At 47.0% G+C, this 16609-nt stretch carries 20 protein-coding genes; 11 read left to right on the top strand and 9 right to left on the bottom strand.

The window, feature by feature from the left end; genetic code table 11:
* Nucleotides 1-64 precede the first annotated feature (64 nt).
* Nucleotides 65-529 carry a GyrI-like domain-containing protein gene (locus AB4Z29_RS25725; RefSeq protein ID WP_441945833.1) on the top strand — a complete coding sequence of 155 codons (465 nt, stop codon included), beginning with the start codon at nucleotides 65-67 and terminating at the stop codon, nucleotides 527-529.
* A gap of 125 nt (nucleotides 530-654) precedes the next feature.
* Here AB4Z29_RS25725 and AB4Z29_RS25720 read toward each other — a convergent pair whose 3' ends face one another.
* Nucleotides 655-1107 carry a DinB family protein gene (locus tag AB4Z29_RS25720; RefSeq protein WP_441945832.1) on the bottom strand — a complete coding sequence of 151 codons (453 nt, stop codon included), beginning with the start codon at nucleotides 1105-1107 and terminating at the stop codon, nucleotides 655-657.
* Between the two features lie 238 nt (nucleotides 1108-1345).
* Here AB4Z29_RS25720 and AB4Z29_RS25715 point away from each other — a divergent pair, with 238 nt between their 5' ends.
* The 3 genes from AB4Z29_RS25715 (at nucleotide 1346) to AB4Z29_RS25705 (ending at nucleotide 3319) form a co-directional block, all read left to right on the top strand.
* Complete coding sequence (locus AB4Z29_RS25715) at nucleotides 1346-2257, top strand: helix-turn-helix transcriptional regulator (RefSeq protein WP_441945831.1); 912 nt, start codon at nucleotides 1346-1348, stop codon at nucleotides 2255-2257.
* Between the two features lie 143 nt (nucleotides 2258-2400).
* The gene (locus AB4Z29_RS25710) at nucleotides 2401-2709 is read left to right on the top strand and encodes a hypothetical protein (RefSeq protein WP_441945830.1); all 309 of its coding nucleotides are present in this window, start codon (nucleotides 2401-2403) and stop codon (nucleotides 2707-2709) included.
* Nucleotides 2710-2761: 52 nt separating this feature from the next.
* Nucleotides 2762-3319: a shikimate kinase gene (locus AB4Z29_RS25705; RefSeq protein ID WP_441945829.1), complete on the top strand. Its 558-nt coding sequence runs from the start codon at nucleotides 2762-2764 to the stop codon at nucleotides 3317-3319.
* A 70-nt stretch (nucleotides 3320-3389) separates the two neighbouring features.
* On the opposite strand, the gene AB4Z29_RS25700 is transcribed toward AB4Z29_RS25705, so the two are convergent.
* Nucleotides 3390-4202: an alpha/beta fold hydrolase gene (locus AB4Z29_RS25700; protein ID WP_441945828.1), complete on the bottom strand. Its 813-nt coding sequence runs from the start codon at nucleotides 4200-4202 to the stop codon at nucleotides 3390-3392.
* Between the two features lie 290 nt (nucleotides 4203-4492).
* Here AB4Z29_RS25700 and AB4Z29_RS25695 point away from each other — a divergent pair, with 290 nt between their 5' ends.
* The gene (locus tag AB4Z29_RS25695) at nucleotides 4493-5146 is read left to right on the top strand and encodes a DNA-3-methyladenine glycosylase family protein (RefSeq protein ID WP_441945827.1); all 654 of its coding nucleotides are present in this window, start codon (nucleotides 4493-4495) and stop codon (nucleotides 5144-5146) included.
* 17 nt (nucleotides 5147-5163) lie between these two features.
* Entirely contained in the window at nucleotides 5164-5856 is a 693-nt protein-coding gene (locus AB4Z29_RS25690; protein ID WP_441945909.1) for a DNA alkylation repair protein, read from the top strand.
* A 1-nt stretch (nucleotide 5857) separates the two neighbouring features.
* On the opposite strand, the gene AB4Z29_RS25685 is transcribed toward AB4Z29_RS25690, so the two are convergent.
* The 6 genes from AB4Z29_RS25685 to AB4Z29_RS25660 form a co-directional block, all read right to left on the bottom strand.
* The gene (locus AB4Z29_RS25685; protein WP_441945826.1) at nucleotides 5858-6538 is read right to left on the bottom strand and encodes an SRPBCC family protein; all 681 of its coding nucleotides are present in this window, start codon (nucleotides 6536-6538) and stop codon (nucleotides 5858-5860) included.
* Nucleotides 6539-6616: 78 nt separating this feature from the next.
* On the bottom strand, nucleotides 6617-6958 hold the full coding sequence (locus tag AB4Z29_RS25680; RefSeq protein ID WP_183569636.1) for an ArsR/SmtB family transcription factor: 342 nt from the start codon (nucleotides 6956-6958) through the stop codon (nucleotides 6617-6619).
* 112 nt (nucleotides 6959-7070) lie between these two features.
* Nucleotides 7071-7889, bottom strand: coding sequence for an SPL family radical SAM protein (locus AB4Z29_RS25675; RefSeq protein WP_441945825.1), 819 nt, complete (start codon nucleotides 7887-7889; stop codon nucleotides 7071-7073).
* A 52-nt stretch (nucleotides 7890-7941) separates the two neighbouring features.
* Nucleotides 7942-8655, bottom strand: a complete 714-nt coding sequence (locus tag AB4Z29_RS25670) for a 2OG-Fe(II) oxygenase (protein ID WP_441945824.1) — start codon at nucleotides 8653-8655, stop codon at nucleotides 7942-7944.
* Nucleotides 8648-9199, bottom strand: coding sequence for a methylated-DNA--[protein]-cysteine S-methyltransferase (locus tag AB4Z29_RS25665; protein ID WP_441945823.1), 552 nt, complete (start codon nucleotides 9197-9199; stop codon nucleotides 8648-8650). Before AB4Z29_RS25665 ends, AB4Z29_RS25670 begins: the two co-directional genes overlap by 8 nt.
* Nucleotides 9196-9771, bottom strand: a complete 576-nt coding sequence (locus tag AB4Z29_RS25660; protein ID WP_441945822.1) for a bifunctional transcriptional activator/DNA repair enzyme AdaA — start codon at nucleotides 9769-9771, stop codon at nucleotides 9196-9198. Before AB4Z29_RS25660 ends, AB4Z29_RS25665 begins: the two co-directional genes overlap by 4 nt.
* Before the next feature lie 538 nt (nucleotides 9772-10309).
* Here AB4Z29_RS25660 and AB4Z29_RS25655 point away from each other — a divergent pair.
* Nucleotides 10310-10705 (top strand): VOC family protein, encoded by a 396-nt coding sequence (locus tag AB4Z29_RS25655; protein ID WP_441945821.1) that lies wholly within the window; start codon nucleotides 10310-10312, stop codon nucleotides 10703-10705.
* 171 nt (nucleotides 10706-10876) lie between these two features.
* Here the strand turns inward: AB4Z29_RS25655 and AB4Z29_RS25650 are convergent, their stop codons facing one another.
* Nucleotides 10877-11170, bottom strand: coding sequence for a hypothetical protein (locus AB4Z29_RS25650; RefSeq protein WP_441945820.1), 294 nt, complete (start codon nucleotides 11168-11170; stop codon nucleotides 10877-10879).
* 2015 nt (nucleotides 11171-13185) lie between these two features.
* On the opposite strand from AB4Z29_RS25650, the gene AB4Z29_RS25645 reads away from it, so the two are divergent.
* From AB4Z29_RS25645 to AB4Z29_RS25630, 4 genes are all read left to right on the top strand, one after another.
* Nucleotides 13186-13722, top strand: a complete 537-nt coding sequence (locus AB4Z29_RS25645; protein WP_441945819.1) for a hypothetical protein — start codon at nucleotides 13186-13188, stop codon at nucleotides 13720-13722.
* A 103-nt stretch (nucleotides 13723-13825) separates the two neighbouring features.
* Nucleotides 13826-14455 (top strand): hypothetical protein, encoded by a 630-nt coding sequence (locus tag AB4Z29_RS25640; RefSeq protein ID WP_441945818.1) that lies wholly within the window; start codon nucleotides 13826-13828, stop codon nucleotides 14453-14455.
* Between the two features lie 93 nt (nucleotides 14456-14548).
* Nucleotides 14549-15289 (top strand): hypothetical protein, encoded by a 741-nt coding sequence (locus AB4Z29_RS25635; RefSeq protein ID WP_441945817.1) that lies wholly within the window; start codon nucleotides 14549-14551, stop codon nucleotides 15287-15289.
* Between the two features lie 109 nt (nucleotides 15290-15398).
* Nucleotides 15399-16451, top strand: a complete 1053-nt coding sequence (locus tag AB4Z29_RS25630; protein WP_441945816.1) for a M42 family metallopeptidase — start codon at nucleotides 15399-15401, stop codon at nucleotides 16449-16451.
* Nucleotides 16452-16609 lie beyond the last annotated feature (158 nt).

Genomic DNA, 16609 nt, shown 5'->3' with positions numbered 1-16609 from the left:
TATTGATAGGAGGATCGCCATCATTGAACAAGCTTACTTTCCGAATAATAAGGAGGAATATAAGATGAAGTCGCATGAGTCCGAGGTTATGGAAAAAGAAGAGATCAAGCTGGTTGGTTTCACAATAACGGAAAGCTTAAACCATGTGCTAGAATCGAAAATCGTTGAAACGCTGCGCAGAGACTTAGCGAAACGAATAGATGAAATTAAAAATAGGGTAGGAACAGGGATGTATTTGAATCAAATCTATCCTCATGACGGTGAATGGACGCCGGATGTACCGTTCGAGCACGTAATCGCAGTAGAGGTGAGCGCGTTCGATCACTTGCCAAGCGGCATGATAAGCCATACGATTGCAGCTGGCCGATACATCAAAATCATGCATAAAGGCCCAGAATCACAGCTCGGCGCTACGTATGAATATATAAACAGCAGCTTTGGAATTAGACCGATTGATCTCGAATATTGGCAGGATATAAACGATTTGGACAGTGAAGAGAGCCGAATTGATATTTACATACCAGGGTAGCAAGAGAATGCTCTTGCTCCTCGGCATATATCAATCTTTCATTATATTCTGTTGGGTTCATTACCTGCAACGAGCCAGAAAAGGAGGAGCTGCCGCAGCAGCTTCTCCTTTTCTGTTTGATGCGATTAATCGTTTGGATTTTTTAGAAATTGAACCACCTGTTCCTTATGCTCATCATCATGTACAACAAATTCATGGATTAAAAAGGCGAGGTCATAGTCTAAATGTACATGGAATAGCTCGTCGGGCAATGCTAGCAGCTCGGCAACGAGCGCTTCACGGGTTCGAACGGCTTCTTCTATTAATGCGGATTGTGTAATACCAGACCTTGCATACTCAGAAGCGATTTGGTTGTAACGGTTAATCGAAGGGAACGTAATCGTATTCCCGCTAAGGACAGATGGGATTATTGACGAGCGTATATGTCGGTCCCAATTCATAATATGAGCAATGATTTCGCTAATGGACCATTTTCCTTTGGCAATGGGTTTCGTCCAGAGCGAGGAATCCAATTCGTTTAATGTAAGCACCCAGGCCGTAAAATGCTTAAAATCTAAAATGTCTTTTTGCACGGTCATCTATAATCGCTCCCATTCTAATAAAAGCTTCGCTTGTTGCCGCTTCTGCTCAGCTATACAGAGAGTATATAACTTATAAGTGGACAACAGCCTGTCATATTCAAATGAGAAAATGCAGTAGGCTGCGAAGGAATGATCGAATATGGAATTACGGCCGTATTGTGATTGATGCAGGTCGTTTTTCATTAAGCTTTGTAATAACAAGCTTAACCCGTATACTACTATTGAGGTGATAGGCATGTCGATAAGCCGGCATTTCGAGATCGTGTATCTCCTTCTGCATAAGAAGAATGTAACCGCTGCTGAACTGGCCGAATATTTCGAGGTTTCTACCCGAACGATATATAGAGATGTGGATACGTTAAGCGCTGCGGGAATTCCCATTTACAGCAGCAGAGGGAAGGGCGGAGGAATATCGCTTGTAGATGGTTATGTATTGAACACCTCGCTTCTCTCCGAACAAGAGCAAGAACATATTCTAATGTCGATACAGAGTCTTACTGCTGTGCAAATTCCTGATTTGTATGGCGTGCTGGGCAAGCTCAGCAGGTTATTTAAGAAAGAGACAAAGAGCTGGATCGAGGTGGATTTTTCCCCATGGGGTAGTGAGGAAGGCCAGAGAGAGCTATTTTCACGATTTCGGGAAGCTATCACTTCGAATCGCATCATTGTGTTTCGCTACTATAATAGCTCGGGCCAGCAGAGCGAGCGAAGGATTGAACCGACCGAATTGCTCTTTAAGAACAAAGCTTGGTATGTAACGGGACATTGTCTGCATAGTGATGCTTACCGTGTCTTTAAAATCAGTCGAATGAAAGACATAGTTACGACGGACCAGAGCTTTGAACCAAGAGAGCCAGTCCCATTCTCAGAAGCTGAAGAAAGTATGGGTGCCAACCTAGTAAGTGTGACTTTACGCATATCTGCGGAGGGTGCTTATCGTGTTTATGATGAATTTGCCGAGAGTATGATTACACATAATGCCGACGGATCTTTTATCATCAAAGGAGATTTCCCTGCCGGCAATTGGCTGGAGAGTTATCTGCTTTCATTCGGGAAGCTTCTTGAAGAAGTAGGCCCGGAGTCTTTGCGCGAAAGGTTATTGTCCAACATAGATGAAATCAAAGACAAGCTAAATCGTCCCTCGTAAACGATCCCTATTGGTTGAAGGAGTGTAGGATTGATCCAACGGGCAATCTCGCTTATACTTTTCAGAAGCTTAAGCTGCGGTTGAACGAGATGAAATACAGCGTTACATACCAACAAATGGAAAATCATAGGGGAGGCATATCAATGAGTCAACGCTATCGCATTACTAGATCATTGCAGGAAACGAACGGTTCGCCGCTCACGATATCATTGGAGGAATGCAAACAGTATTTTGCTTCAAAAGCTGATTTTGCGTATTCCCCCGTCTTTACGGTATCGGGTGAAACGACGATGTCAATTGAAGGAGATTTCTTCATGTGGAGCTACGGTGATGCGAAGATCCCATTCAGGCATTATGATGGGGATATTTACGTTTCCGGTACCAATGAGGCAGTCATTCCTAAGCTTATGGAAGTCGCAAGCGAGCTAGTAGCAGATATAACGGAGGGATGATCCTTCCTTCGTAAGCTATTCACGAGATCCTTCAAAAAGGGGTGAAAGAGCAATGAAATTTGTATTGGTATTTGGACCGCAAGCCGTCGGTAAAATGACTGTCGGGTTTGAATTAGCCAGCAAAACAGAATTGAAATTATTTCATAATCACATGACGCTGGAGATGCTCAACCCCATTTTTGGATTCAGCGCGGAGACCTGGAGACTATCCTCTCTCTTTCGTTTTGAAATATTCGAGGCGGTAGCGAAGAGTGACATGCAAGGGTTGATATTTACCTATGTGTGGGCATTTGACCAGCAAGAGGATTGGGATTTTGTTAACGAAACATGCCGTATTTTTGAATCGCACGGTGCTGAAGTTTATTTTGTCGAGCTGGCAGCGACCCTTGAAGAAAGGCTTGAACGCAACAAAACCCCGCATAGACTCGAGCAAAAGCCTTCAAAGCGCAACCTTGAGCATTCAGAGAATGAATTAAAAGCGTCCATGGATAAATATCGGTTGAATTCACTGGATGGTGAAATCACAAGAGAGCATTATCTAAGAATTGATAATTCGAATATATCGCCAAGCGAAGTAGCCCAGCTTATAAAAGACGAGTTTAAGCTGTAGACGGATGAGGATAGAAGTATCGATTAGGAGCAGGTTTGCCGCGGCGGCAGCTGCTCCTTCTTGAATGAGGTTATTTATTTCCGAGAAAGAAGGAGCCAAGCTCTTTAGCAATGAGTTTGGCTTGAAGCTTCTTGGTATGGCCGAGGCCTTTTTTGCTTTGCAGTCTCGCATTAGGAAGGACCCTCGCAAGCGCTTGCGCAGCATGGCGCAGGGAAGCTGGACTCTCTGTACCTTCGAGCACAAGCGTTGGCATCGCTACTTTACTCCATAAGCTAGCTGGCAATGCCTTTCCCGCCATAAATCCATCAAGCAATGCGGCATCATAAGGAAGCGTGTGCGCAACGGCCACAAGATTGGACCAGACACCAGGCATCATGCGCATGAGGCTTACAACAAACGAAGGTGCGCCCATCCCCTTGGTCATAAAATATTTGATCGTCTCGGCTCGCTGATTAGCATGGGTAAGCTCATTTACATGTTGAACGAAATTTTCCGGAGGTTTGGGATCTGCTTCATCGACGACGAACGGAGGCTCGTGAAGAGCCAGCTTTGTAATGCTGGCCCCGCTTGCTGCTGCTTGGAGGGCAAGTACGGCCCCGGATGATAGACCCCACACATAAGCCGATCCGCCAGCTGCATCGATCATGGCTTGAAGATCTTCATATTCACGTTCAACCGCATAAGGCTGTGTATCACTGCTATCCCCGCGGCCGCGCCGATCATAGTTGTAAACGGTGAACTGCTCGGACAGCATCTTAGCCAGCTGCACCTGTCCAGGGAATTTCCTGTAGCTGAACGCTCCCGCCACAAGTATGAGCGCTGGACCTTGACCCGTTTTGTCATAGGCAATTGTCGTACCGTCTTTTGATATAAGGGTTTGCATTATTGTTCTCCTCTGCTGTTGTTACAGCGTATATTGGTGTTATTTCATGTAAATAAATTAACTAACCAAAACCTGCGATCGGAAGAATGACTTTGGTCGCGCAGTGATAACGGCATACTGATGTTTAGTTCATCTTATATATAGACGACGAACGCTCGATCATATAATCGACACACTCGTTCCATTTATTTTAAATTATTTTTAGGGAAGGTAAAATCATTCGTTATCTTGCTGTTTTATTCAAGCTTCGCCATTTGTGGCTTCTGTATTTGGTATAGTAGAGGAAACATATGATGCTAGAAGGATCGTACTTGGAGGTGAACGATATTACGGCGGCCACAACGAAGCATTTTGATTATGGACAAGCGGAAATCGACTTTCTGTCTGTTGCGGAACCTGTGCTGGGCGAAGCGATTCAACGCCTTGGCAAGATCGAACGCGTCACGATGCCCGATCTGTTCACAGCACTCATCCATGCTATTGTCGGACAGCTTATTTCGGCGAAGGCGGCACATACGATTTGGGAGCGGATGCAGGAGCGGCTTGGTGCGATAACGCCGGCCAACCTAGCCGGGCAGCGGACCGAAACGATTCAAAGCTGCGGCATAACGATGAAAAAGGCGGCTTGCATTACCGATATCGCGAAGACGATTTCAACGGGCGCATTTTCATTGGAGGAGCTGCGGGAGCTCGCGGACGCCGAGGTTATCCAGAGACTGATGACGCTAAAAGGCATTGGCAGATGGACGGCAGAGATGCTGCTGATCCATGCGATGGAGCGGGGCGACATTGTCAGCTGGGGAGATATCGCCATACGACGGGGCATGATGAAATTGTATGAGCTTCCGTCTCTGACCAAAGAGCAGTTCGATGCTTACCGTAAGCGTTATTCACCGTATGGATCGGTAGCATCCATCTATTTGTGGAGATTATCCTTTGACTGAAGACAAGGAGTAGAATGATGGAATATAACATAAAAGAACAGCTGCACGCGCTCGCGGAAGAGGATTATCGAATATTCACTTCTGCGCTTATACCAAACGTAACGAATATACTAGGGGTTCGCCTTCCTCAGCTGCGTAAGCTAGCCAAACCGATTGCGAAAGGAGATTGGAGAGAGTATCTGAATCATGCCGAAAGCGATTATTTCGAGGAGGTTATGCTGGAAGGAATGGTCATCGGCTTGATTAAAGCGGAGCCCGAAGAGCTTCTGCGTCGAATTGCCGATTTTGTCCCCAAAATAGATAATTGGTCGGTATGCGACAGCTTCTGTATCGGACTGAAAATGGCCCAAACGAACAAAGCAGCCGTGTGGGACTTTATTCAGCCTTACCTTGCGTCAAGCAAGCCGTATGAAATACGCTTTGGCGTAGTCATGCTATTAAACTTCTATATTGAAGAAGCGTACATTGACCGATTGCTGGCGCTGCTTGACCAGACTGATCGAAGCAGCTATTACGTTCAAATGGCGGTAGCGTGGGCGATCTCTATTTGCTATATTAAGCTGCCGGAAGTAACGCAACGCTACTTGGAGGACAATACGCTTGATGACTTTACCTACAACAAGGCTTTGTCAAAAATAACCGAATCATACCGCGTAAATCCGGAAACGAAAAGCAGAATACGCGGCATGAAACGGAAGAAAAGGGTATAGACTACGCTTTGTGCTGCGCTAAAAGCTTCAGCAATTGCACGCCTGCATCCGTGAAGAGGACGGATTCCTGCTCGACATAACCTAAGTAACGGAGACTGAAAATCGCATGCTCATATTCGTTCTTGAAGAACGATTCTCCAAGCTGCTTAAGGGCCTGACCATCCGATTCTGCTATGTGGTCAGTACCGATTTGCTGAATCCGCACATAAAGGGACAGCATGTCCTTTAAGCCGCCGAACATCAGGTTCCAGCCATGCTCCGTGCTGCTGTTGTATTCGCCAAGCGCTTTCTCGATATCGGCTTCCGTCCAGTTTTCCTCTTGCGCTACGTTGATGACCTGTGTGAACGTCATTTCACAGCCCTTTGAGAGAGGCTTCAGCTCAACGGTTAGGCGGTCAATCAGCTCGCTGAATTGCGGCATCTGGAAGGTAAAGACCAATCGGGTTGGACGCTCAATTTCCAAGTATTCACCGGTAGCCGTGTATTCAACGCCTTCGCGCTCATCGATTATCGTCCATCTTCCGCCTACGATAGGCTCATTCGCGGCTAATTTATTCGTGCCCTCATTCGTCATCAGCCATTTTCTCATCATGACAGGATTAATCCAAGCATCGAATACGCGTTCCGCCGAAACATCGAATTGCCGTACCATAATCAGCGTAGTCTGGGACACTTTAGCCATTTGTTAACATCCTTTTCTGTATCGTATTTGTTGTTCGAGCTCTTGACTAAATCTAGCATTAATATGGAGATAGAAACGTTAATGCTTTTCCTTTTCCGCTTTGCTCAGCTCGCGTTCAAGCGCATCGAATTGATGATTCCAAAATTGTTCATAGACATGCAGCCATTTGCTTGCTGAAGCGAGCGCTTGCCGGTCAAGCGAGCAAATATGCGTACGGCCGGCAACCGTTCGGTGCAGAAGGCCCGTGTGCTCCAGCACTTTAATGTGCTTGGAAGCAGCGGCAAGCGACATGTCAAAGGGGGCGGCCAGCTCCGACACCGTCCGCTCTTGCAGCGACATCAGCCTAACCATCTCTCTTCGCGTCGGATCGGAGAGCGCATGGAAAATGGCATCGAGTTCATCGTCATGTTGTTTAACCATACGGTTAACTATATACGAACACAAATAAATGTTCAACCATTTGGTTGAACATTTATTTGTTTAACTAAGCTTATGGTTTGGAGGGATAATCATGCTTCAACAACAGAAGGCTTTAAGGCTCAAAGCCTTTCTGGCTAATAAAGATTTGTTCCTCGGAGAATACCTGCTTCATCCGTTCCTGGACGAGCTTATATGCTGACGGGTGATGCCACTCCTCGAGGCCTAGCTGCTCATACCATTGATGGATTCCGAGCTGCCTGCTCCGTTTCCCGCTGCTGCCATCGCCCATGAAAAAATCATCGATGCAGATGCGATCAACGAGCGGCCTCAGCTTATGCGGGAATTCCTCACTGCTTGGCAATATGGGCGCGATAGCGGCTTGGGTGCTGACACCTGCTTCGGAAAGCAATTGCAGCGTCTTCAGCCTGGCCTGTATCGGAGGAGCATCCGGCGAGAAGTGCTTGCGAATGGGTTCGAGGTCCGTCTCTATCGTCATGCTAATACGCACCTTGTCCCCAAGCTGCAGGAACAGGTCAATATCGCGTCGCACCAGCGGGCTGCGTGTTTGGACGAGCAGGAAATCAGGCGGCTGCTCGACCATAACCTCCAGCAAGGATCTAGTGATCCGTTCCTTATATTCGATCGGCTGGTATGGATCAGTGCTGGAGGACATGAAGATCGTAACCGGTCCCTTGGAGCGGGCGCGAAGCAGTTCTTTGCGCAAGACAGCCGCCGCAGCCTGCTTAATATCTACCCAGCTTCCCCATTCCTTGCCTCGGAATAGAGAAACCGGCATTTTCCGAACGTAGCAGTAGGAGCAGCCAAACGTGCAGCCTGTATAGGGGTTAAGCGAGTGGCTGTAGCCGGTTAGAAATCCAGTTCCTTTATTGAGAAGCGATTTGGGCTGTTTGTACGAATACTCTATGTTCATCTATTCACCTGCCTCAATTAAAGAGTAGCATGAACAGCCCCGAGAGGAAACATTAGGTCGCATCATGAAAAATAATGCCTAAGCTGTATCTTGTTCCGGCAGTAACTGTGCTTATGCCATGGCGAAGCGTTGTTCTATAATAGCCGCGGGAGCCTGGGACCGGGCGGTGTTGCGTCGGAAATATGAGCCCTTCGCCTTGTCGGAGCGTGATAACATGTCCTCGGCTTTGCGTCCGCGGTCTCTGTTCGACGAGCAGGAATTCACCGCCCGTAAAATCACGTTCCTTCTCATTCAACGCGAATACCGCCTGAAATGGAAAATAGACATCCCCATATAGATCCTGATGAAGGCAGTTGTAGCCGCCTTCCTCATACTTCAATAGTAAAGGCGTTGGGCGCTCTTGTCCCGCGGCATGGCAACGGGCGAGAAACTCGCTCAGGTAAGGCGGGTACACGGCGGATTGTCCCAGCAGCCCAAGCCAGCGGTTAGCTATTTCAGCCAATCCAGGATACAGCCCTTCCCGCAGCTGCTGCACGCATGCAGGAAGAGGAGCCTGGTAATATTTGTACTCGCCGACGCCGAATCGGTATCTTGCCATGTTGATCGTGCTGCGATAGAGCTCTTCATTTCCATAGGCTTCTATGATTTCTTGGCATTCTGTTTGGTTTAGCAAGGCAGGCAGCCTCGCAAAGCCGTGTTCATTCAACGAAGGCTGTATGGCATCGAAGTCAAGCATAGCGATACGCTGCGGGAGGTTGTCAGCCATGTGCGCCGATCCTTTCGCGGCTAATCGCTGCGCTCTCCAATTGAAGCAGCCTTGTTTTCATTTCGATCCCGCCCCGGTAGCCTGTTAAGGCTCCGTTCTTCCCAATTACGCGGTGGCATGGGATTGTGATTAAGATTGGATTGGCGCCAATGGCCGTGCCGACCGCACGAACCGCGGATGGACGCCGGATCAGATTCGCAATATCCGAGTAGGACTTGGTTTGGCCGTATGGAATATCCCGCAGCGCCTGCCATACTTCTAGCTGGAAAGGTGTTCCCCGGTAATCGAAAGGAATGGTAAAGTCGGCGCGCGCGCCTTGCAAATATTCAATCAGCTCGTTTCTAAAAGGCTCAAGCGCAGCATCGTCGCGTACCAAACGATATTCCGGAAGCTTTTTACCCTTCCATTGCTCCAGCTCCTCGAACGGAAGGTTCTGCGATCCTGCAAAGCATAGCCCTTGCGCGGTAGCTGCAAGATGAATGTTCCAGTCCTCATAAGCAAGCGTAGACCAATACAGCTCAGGCGAATCCTTTTTGTAAATCATTCAAGCATCTCTCCATTCGTTTTTGGATGGTCTTTCCGATAGCCTGCCGGCGTTTGATTCGTTTTTTTCTTGAAGAGGGTGATGAAATAAGGCGTATTCGGCAGACCGACGCGCGTTCCGATGTCGGATACCGTTAAGTCCGTTTCAATCAGCAGTCGTTGCGCCGCTTCGATCCGAACCTGCTGGATATACGCCACCGGCGTAAGCTGCATGATTTTTTTGAAGGTTCTATGAAGATGATAAGGGCTGCCATGAAGTGCCTCCGCCAACGCCTCCAAGGAAAGCACGTTCATATAGTAATGATCGACATAAGCAGTCGCGGCGGCAATCCATTCCTCATCGGGCATGCGCTCCCTGGTAGGCTTGCACCGCTTGCAAGGGCGAAAGCCTGCGGATTTCGCTTGATCAGCCGTGTCGAAGTAAGCGATATTGTCAGGGTTAGGCGGTCTGGATTTGCAGGAAGGTCTGCAAAATATACCCGTCGTCTTAACGGCATAATAAAATTGGTCATTGTAGGAAGCATCATTGCGAAGAACCGCATTCCATTTCTCCATTTGGCTGCTATCCGTCATAGGGCTTCACCTCTTCCACTAGTATAACCTCAAGATTGAACGTATGTACGCATGTAGGAATGGAATAGCAAGATAGTGAAACAGGATGGAATGGAAGCAAATGAGGGTGTGATTTTGTAAGATTGACTCGGCGGGTATTGATTGAATCAAAAAGCATGTGAAAATTGCAAGCATCGTCATGGCGCTTAATTACCCCAAGCCATCCTTCCTTCTTTTTGATGCTCTAGATTATGAATGTTTGCCCCGATTCGCGGCAAGATTACAGCTTCGATAACGACTTAACCGACTTTCAAAATCCGAATCACGTAATCGCCGATAGCGCAGCCTAACCAATCACTAGACCGTCAACTCCTACATTTATCGCCATTCCAAACCGCATGACTGATTACATCCTTTTTTTCGATAAAAGCAAGAGTGGAGGCTAGGTGGTCGGGGAAAGCTGCGCGGCAGCATAGCAATCCATAAGAAACGCCGCTGTTTCTGAAATGCTATAATGGTAACGAATAACCTAATAACTGGATGGAAGGATGATTTGTGAGTGGCAACGCTTAAACCTTTTATAATCTCGGAGGATTCCAGAGCGCAGGCTGATTTCTATATTGGAGCGCTTGGCGGTCAAATCCAATCCATCATGACACATGATCAGGCACCGGAGTCGAATGATGCGATGAAAGATAAAGTGATGCATATGTGCTTTGATGCAGGCGGAGTAAACTTCTTTATGGCCGATGCATTTGGCCCTCTTACGAGAGGGAACGGCTTCAGTCTGAACATGGAGTTTGAGTCGGCAGCAGAGGGAAGGGCAGCATTCGATAACCTGGTGGCAGGCGGCAATGTCATACAACCGCTGGAGCCGGTTTTCTGGGGCGGCATGTACGGACAGCTGGAGGATAAATACGGCGTTTATTGGATGATCAGCTGCGGAGCCGAGTAAGCATCGCATAATCAAATACGATAAATTAGAGGAATAGGGTTATCCCAGAAGAGAAATGCTCCCCCATACGGCAGATAGGTGATACAATAACCGCCTGTTGCTATGAGGGGGGCATTTTTCATGGGTGAAAGGAAACTAGCAGCCTCGGCAAAATTCATTTGCATTCTCGAGTCACACCCGTAGATGCTGAGCTACGCTGCACTTTGTGAAGAAAAATATGTCCTTAGCATGATTGCACGTACCTCCTGTACCTCCCGTACCTCCCGTACCTCCCGTACCTCCGGCACCTCCCGTACCTCCCGTACCTCCCGTACCTCCCGTACCTCCGGCACCTCCCGTACCTCCCGTACCTCCCGTACCTCCCGTACCTCCCGTACCTCCCGTACCTCCCGTACCTCCGGGACCTCCCGTACCTCCGGCACCTCCCGTACCTCCGGCACCTCCCGTACCTCCCGTACCTCCCATACCTCCCGTACCTCCCGTACCTCCCGTACCTCCCGTGCCTCCCGTACCTCCCGTACCTCCCTTACCTTCCGTACCTCCCGACCTCCCGTACCTCCCGTACCTCCCGTACCTCCCGTACCTTCCGTACCTTCCGTACCTCCGGGACCTCCCGTACCTCCGGGACCTCCCGTACCTCCGGCACCTCCCGTACCTCCGGGACCTCCCAGTGCAGTTTCTGCAAATCGAGTCACACCTGTAGATGCTGAGCTACGCTGCACTTTGTGCAGTAGAATGGCCCTTTAGCACGACTATATTCACTTTTCATTGCAGTTTCTGCAATGGAATTAGCGGTTTCTAGTTTGTTTCACGGAATTTATCGTTTTTCGTTGTACTTAGTACAACGTAGCCCCATAAATGCTTTACTTAGAAGGGTTCTATTGCATTTAGTGCAGCGTAGCTTCCTCAATAGCTCAGGGCAAGCTAGATCACTCTAAAATACCAGTAATATCTGTGTGCAATGCAGCTACAACATTCTGTTCATAGCGTTTTGGTTGATAAATAGAAGGGTGTGTCCCATAGGGTAATGTTAAACCTTCCAACCTCATAACATTCGCAGCGAACAATATCTCCTTAGCACGATTGAACGTACCTCCCATTACAGTTTCTGCAAATCTAGTCTCACCTAGATACTTTTCGCTACGTTACACATTGTGCGCACAATATCTCCATAACACGATGAACGTGCCTCCGATTACAGTTTCTGCAAATCTAGTCTCACCTAGATACTTTTCGCTACGTTACACATTGTGCGCACAATATCTCCATAGCACGATGAACGTGCCTCCGATTACAGTTTCTGCAAATCGAGTCGCTCTGATATACTTTGAGCTACGTTGTACATTATGCGCACAATATCTCCAAAGCACGATTAAACCTACCATCCATTGCAGTTTCTGCTAATTGAGTCACACTAATATACTTTGAGCTACGTTGCACATTAAGCGCACAATACTCCATAGCACGATTGAACCTACCATCCATTGCAGTTTCTGCAAATTGAGTCATAACTATAGATGCTGAGCTACGCTGTACTTTGTGAAGCTCAATCTTCCTGCAGCACAATATCTCCAAAGCACGATTAAACCTACCATCCATTGCAGTTTCTGCTAATTGAGTCACACCGATAAACTTTGAGCTACGTTGCACATTATGCGCACAATATCTCCATAGCACGATTAAACCTACCATCCATTGCAGTTTCTGCTAATTGAGTCACACTGATATACTTTGTGCTACGTTGCAAATTATGCGCACAATACTCCATAGCACGATTGAACCTACCATCCATTGCAGTTTCTGCAAATCGAGTCACTCTTCTATACTTTGAGCTACGTTGCACATTGTGCGCACAATATCTGCTTAGCACGATTAAACGTACCCCCATTACAGTTTCGGCAAATGGATTCACACTTGTAGATGCTGAGCTACGCTGCACTTTGTGCAGTAGAATGGCCCTTTAGCGCGACTATATTCACTTTCCATTGCAGTTTCTGCAATGGAATTAGCGGATTCTAGTTTGTTTCACAAGAAATATCGTTTTTCATTGTACTTAGTACAACGTAGCCCATTAAATGCTGTTACTTACAAGGGTTCTATTGCATTTAGTGCAGCGTAGCTTCCACGATAGCTCAGGCCAAGCTAGATCACTCGAAAAACACCAGTAATATTCGAGTGCAATGCAGCTTCAACATTCTGTTCATGGCATTTTTGTTGATAAATATAAGGGAGTGTCCCAGAGGGTAAAATCATGTGGGAGCTGAAATTCCTAATGATCTTTGAACCAGCACTATTTTTGTATATCGAACTAGGAAAAGGAGAATTCAAAGCTTATTCAAAGCTTAATCAGAGCTTATTCAAGAGTTTATGCGTTTAAATACATCTCTAAAAAATTATAAAGCAGAGACTGATGGGCGGAACAATTCTCCCCACAGCAGCGTCTTTAGTTTACAGATCATGTATATTTTAGGGGGGAAGTTATGAGAAGATTGAAGCATGGTATAGTGATGCTAATCGTAATCGTAACAGTACTATCCGGTTGCTCAAAAACAGAAGAGAAGCCATCACCGGATTCAAGCAGCGATTTAGCCGTTATTTATTCATCTTTAGATGCATTGAAAGCTGATTCTGAATTCATAGCGGAAGTAAAACTGACAGGTGTCTCCAAGAAACTACCGGAATACGAAGGAGCAAGGTTCTCACTTACGGAGGTAGAGGTGCAAGACGTAATAAAGGGTGATGAACGCTATAGCGGTCAGGTTATTTCATTAATAGGCTTTGTGCCGCTAAGTACAACCAAGAAGAGCGACAGGTTCGTGTTGTTTCTTCATCGCTATGAGGGTCCGGTCGTTTCCGAGGAAGCCTATGTCGTTTCCGGCGCATTCCAAGGCAAGTTCAGAATAGATGATAACGCAAACATCCATTACGACGATCACGATTATTTGGAAACAGCGGCATTTTATAAGGAATTGAATGGTATGAGTCTTGGGGCGTTTAAGTCGCTGATTAGAGAGTGAATGAAAGAAATCTATTAGTATTAAAATAAATGTTCCTTGTGATTCAATAGCAAAAGTAAGAAAAAGCATCGGATGATATGTTGATTTTTCAAAAAGGAGTTGAATGATGCCACGTATTCGAGCAGTCGTTACAGACCCTTATTACGAACAGCCTTCGTGGTTATCGAGAGTGGAGAATCCCCATATAGCCTATTTATCCAGAAATTCAAGTCCAGAGGACGTCTCGATTTTTCTCACAGTGTTATGCGGAATGAATGATATAGAAATTAATCAAGAGCCACGTATGGTTATAAAAAAATTGATCAAACTTGAAGACGTTGCATTAAGCGGCGGAATCTCCTTCGAGGGTCAAGGGAAGGAGATTGTGCCAAGCTGCTGCTGTGGCCTCGAGCAATGGAATGAGGTCAGTGAAGCAGTAAGCAGTAAGAAGGATCCATGGCTGGGGCATGATCCTTTCCCGTCTATTCAATATGATGCTGATAATGTTAGGATTTGGTCGGACGACTATTTCGGAGTGATGAAGAGTGAGCCGCCAACAGAATTAGAGAAACAAAACATGTTTTTTGTTGAATACAGCTATAAAAACTTGATTGAACAACTGGAAGGAATCAAATTAGATCTGTTGCAATTCTACAAATATCCATTAGTAGAGCAATTATCAATGGTAGATACCAAGCTACTAGATACACTATTTTTGAAGTATTGTAGTTGGCTCGGTTTAGATAATTCTTGATTTCAACTGCAGTTATTACTATTTAAGATATAAAGAAGATCTTCTATATCTAATTAAAACGTGTGAAGAGCATGTCCCGGCCGGAGGAAACAGATGAATAAATACGATTGTGGCGAAAAGCTAGGAACGAAGGTAAACGCCTATATTTTCGAAGAAGCTCAAGAAAGATTAATAGAGCTTGCGCGCGAGACTGACGTAACGGATGAGAGCCGTTACTGTTTTATGCTGGATGGTGTATCCGACATTTCCTATCTGACGGATCATTTGTATAAACAAATGGCGCCGCTTGAGCTCGCAAAACTGCATGAAAGGATTGCCATATACGATCTCAACATGGTCGCGTACAGTTTTTCGCCCGCTAATGCGCTCCAGCGCAGCAGTTGCTTCTACTATAAGGCAGGTTTGAAAGAGGAAGCTGAGCTTACCGCAAGGCGGAATTATTTGGGCTTTTCTAAAGAGCATAAGCGAATATACGAATACTTGGAGCTTTTGACGGTAGATGATTACAAAAGCGATGAAACAGACGGCAGAATTGCTGATTTAACTGAAAGTGTCACGCATATCGAGCTCTTAGGCGATATGTGCTGGTTTTTTGACCATGACCGCGCCAGAATGTACTACCGTTCAGCCAGAGATAAATTGAATATAATCAATGAGGTCGATCCTAATCAATTGGAATATATGAATTATGTTTACGAGTGGTCGTCGTCGATGCAGATGTACACGCCTGCGCTGCGATATTGTTTAGGTCTCAACCTCTATAATCTAGATGACGTGGAATTTGCCGCGCATATAAACGCCAAAGAAGCGTTTCTGGATCATATCAGCTTATAACGAGCAGCATCGTTGATTATGAACCGAGCGAAGAATCGTATAAAATAGACAGATGGTCACTTAGAGGACTGCAACGATCAATCTATCCCTACATATAAAGGAGCACGACATGATGACATCACCTTATGCGCCGAAGCTTGATCGGACTTACATACTAGGCCAGCTAGAGGCGCTGCTGAACATTCCAAGCCCGAGCGGTTATTGCATGGAAGCGATGAAATATATGGAGCAAGAGGCAATACGCCTGGGCTATGCCCTTGCATTCACGCCGAAGGGAAACGGGATCATTACGGTTCCGGGGCAATCAACGGAGAAGGTAGTCGGCTTGACTGCGCATCTTGATACCCTTGGGGCAATGGTTCGTTCCATCAACGCCAGCGGAACGCTGCGCATCACGCCGATTGGCGGTTATGCGATGCATACCATTGAAGGCGAGTATTGCGTCATCCATACGCGCGATGGCCGGAAATATGAAGGAACGGTGCTTTCAACTAAAGCATCCGTACACGTATTCAAGGATGCAGGCGAGTGGAAGCGCGAGGAAGCGAATATGGAAATTCGGATCGATGAGCTGGTAAAGAGCAAGGCGGACACGGAGAAGCTAGGCATTTCCGCTGGCGACTTCATATCATGGGAGCCGCGCACACGCCTGCTTGCGAATGGCTGGGTGAAATCTCGGCATCTTGATGACAAAGCGAGCGTCGCTGCTCTGCTTGGCTTTCTGGAATGGCTGAAGCGGGAAGGAAAGACGCCTGCCTATACGCTCAAGCTGATTTTCTCGACTTATGAGGAGGTTGGGCACGGCAGCTCCTATATTCCAGAGGATATTACGGAAATGATTGCCGTTGATATGGGCGCCATAGGCGATGACCTATCGACGACCGAGATGGATGTCTCGATCTGTGCGAAGGATTCTAGCGGTCCATATGATTACGAGATGACTACTCGGCTTATTGAGCTGGCAAAGCGTGAAGGCATGGCTTACGCGGTTGATATTTATCCGTATTATGGCTCGGACGCATCAGCGGCTCTCCGAGGAGGCAGCAACATTCGTGCGGCTTTGATTGGCCCGGGCGTCCATGCCTCCCATGGCATGGAGCGCACGCACGCTGACGCAGTCGTCAACACGGCAGCTTTGCTGCTGGCCTATGTCATGGAATAAGCTTGCCGGGATGTGGACAATCCAAGAACAGCAAGCCAGAACAGCAAGCCAGAACAGCAAGCCAGAACAGCAAGCCAGAACAGCAAGCCAGAACAGCAAGCCAGAACAGCAAGCCAGAACAGCAAGCCAGAACAGCAAGCCAGAACAGCAAGCCAGAA

The organism is Paenibacillus sp. 2TAB23, assembly GCF_052115165.1.
GTDB lineage: Bacteria > Bacillota > Bacilli > Paenibacillales > Paenibacillaceae > Pristimantibacillus.
Note: the sequence above shows the minus strand (reverse complement) of the source record. Positions and strands in the feature narration are given on the sequence as shown.

Excerpts from the sequence above, each read along its gene's own strand:
- AB4Z29_RS25715 (WP_441945831.1), top strand. The coding sequence starts at position 1,346 with ATGTCGATAAGCCGGCATTTCGAGATCGTGTATCTCCTTCTGCATAAG.
- AB4Z29_RS25725 (WP_441945833.1), top strand. The coding sequence starts at position 65 with ATGAAGTCGCATGAGTCCGAGGTTATGGAAAAAGAAGAGATCAAGCTG.
- AB4Z29_RS25645 (WP_441945819.1), top strand. The coding sequence starts at position 13,186 with ATGAGAAGATTGAAGCATGGTATAGTGATGCTAATCGTAATCGTAACA.
- AB4Z29_RS25700 (WP_441945828.1), bottom strand. The coding sequence starts at position 4,202 with ATGCAAACCCTTATATCAAAAGACGGTACGACAATTGCCTATGACAAA.
- AB4Z29_RS25720 (WP_441945832.1), bottom strand. The coding sequence starts at position 1,107 with ATGACCGTGCAAAAAGACATTTTAGATTTTAAGCATTTTACGGCCTGG.
- AB4Z29_RS25680 (WP_183569636.1), bottom strand. The coding sequence starts at position 6,958 with ATGGTTAAACAACATGACGATGAACTCGATGCCATTTTCCATGCGCTC.
- AB4Z29_RS25690 (WP_441945909.1), top strand. The coding sequence starts at position 5,164 with ATGGAATATAACATAAAAGAACAGCTGCACGCGCTCGCGGAAGAGGAT.
- AB4Z29_RS25650 (WP_441945820.1), bottom strand. The coding sequence starts at position 11,170 with ATGGGAGGTACGGGAGGTACGGGAGGTGCCGGAGGTACGGGAGGTGCC.
- AB4Z29_RS25640 (WP_441945818.1), top strand. The coding sequence starts at position 13,826 with ATGATGCCACGTATTCGAGCAGTCGTTACAGACCCTTATTACGAACAG.
- AB4Z29_RS25710 (WP_441945830.1), top strand. The coding sequence starts at position 2,401 with ATGAGTCAACGCTATCGCATTACTAGATCATTGCAGGAAACGAACGGT.
- AB4Z29_RS25660 (WP_441945822.1), bottom strand. The coding sequence starts at position 9,771 with ATGACGGATAGCAGCCAAATGGAGAAATGGAATGCGGTTCTTCGCAAT.
- AB4Z29_RS25635 (WP_441945817.1), top strand. The coding sequence starts at position 14,549 with ATGAATAAATACGATTGTGGCGAAAAGCTAGGAACGAAGGTAAACGCC.
- AB4Z29_RS25685 (WP_441945826.1), bottom strand. The coding sequence starts at position 6,538 with ATGGCTAAAGTGTCCCAGACTACGCTGATTATGGTACGGCAATTCGAT.
- AB4Z29_RS25670 (WP_441945824.1), bottom strand. The coding sequence starts at position 8,655 with ATGGCTGACAACCTCCCGCAGCGTATCGCTATGCTTGACTTCGATGCC.
- AB4Z29_RS25695 (WP_441945827.1), top strand. The coding sequence starts at position 4,493 with ATGATGCTAGAAGGATCGTACTTGGAGGTGAACGATATTACGGCGGCC.
- AB4Z29_RS25705 (WP_441945829.1), top strand. The coding sequence starts at position 2,762 with ATGAAATTTGTATTGGTATTTGGACCGCAAGCCGTCGGTAAAATGACT.
- AB4Z29_RS25630 (WP_441945816.1), top strand. The coding sequence starts at position 15,399 with ATGATGACATCACCTTATGCGCCGAAGCTTGATCGGACTTACATACTA.
- AB4Z29_RS25665 (WP_441945823.1), bottom strand. The coding sequence starts at position 9,199 with ATGATTTACAAAAAGGATTCGCCTGAGCTGTATTGGTCTACGCTTGCT.
- AB4Z29_RS25675 (WP_441945825.1), bottom strand. The coding sequence starts at position 7,889 with ATGAACATAGAGTATTCGTACAAACAGCCCAAATCGCTTCTCAATAAA.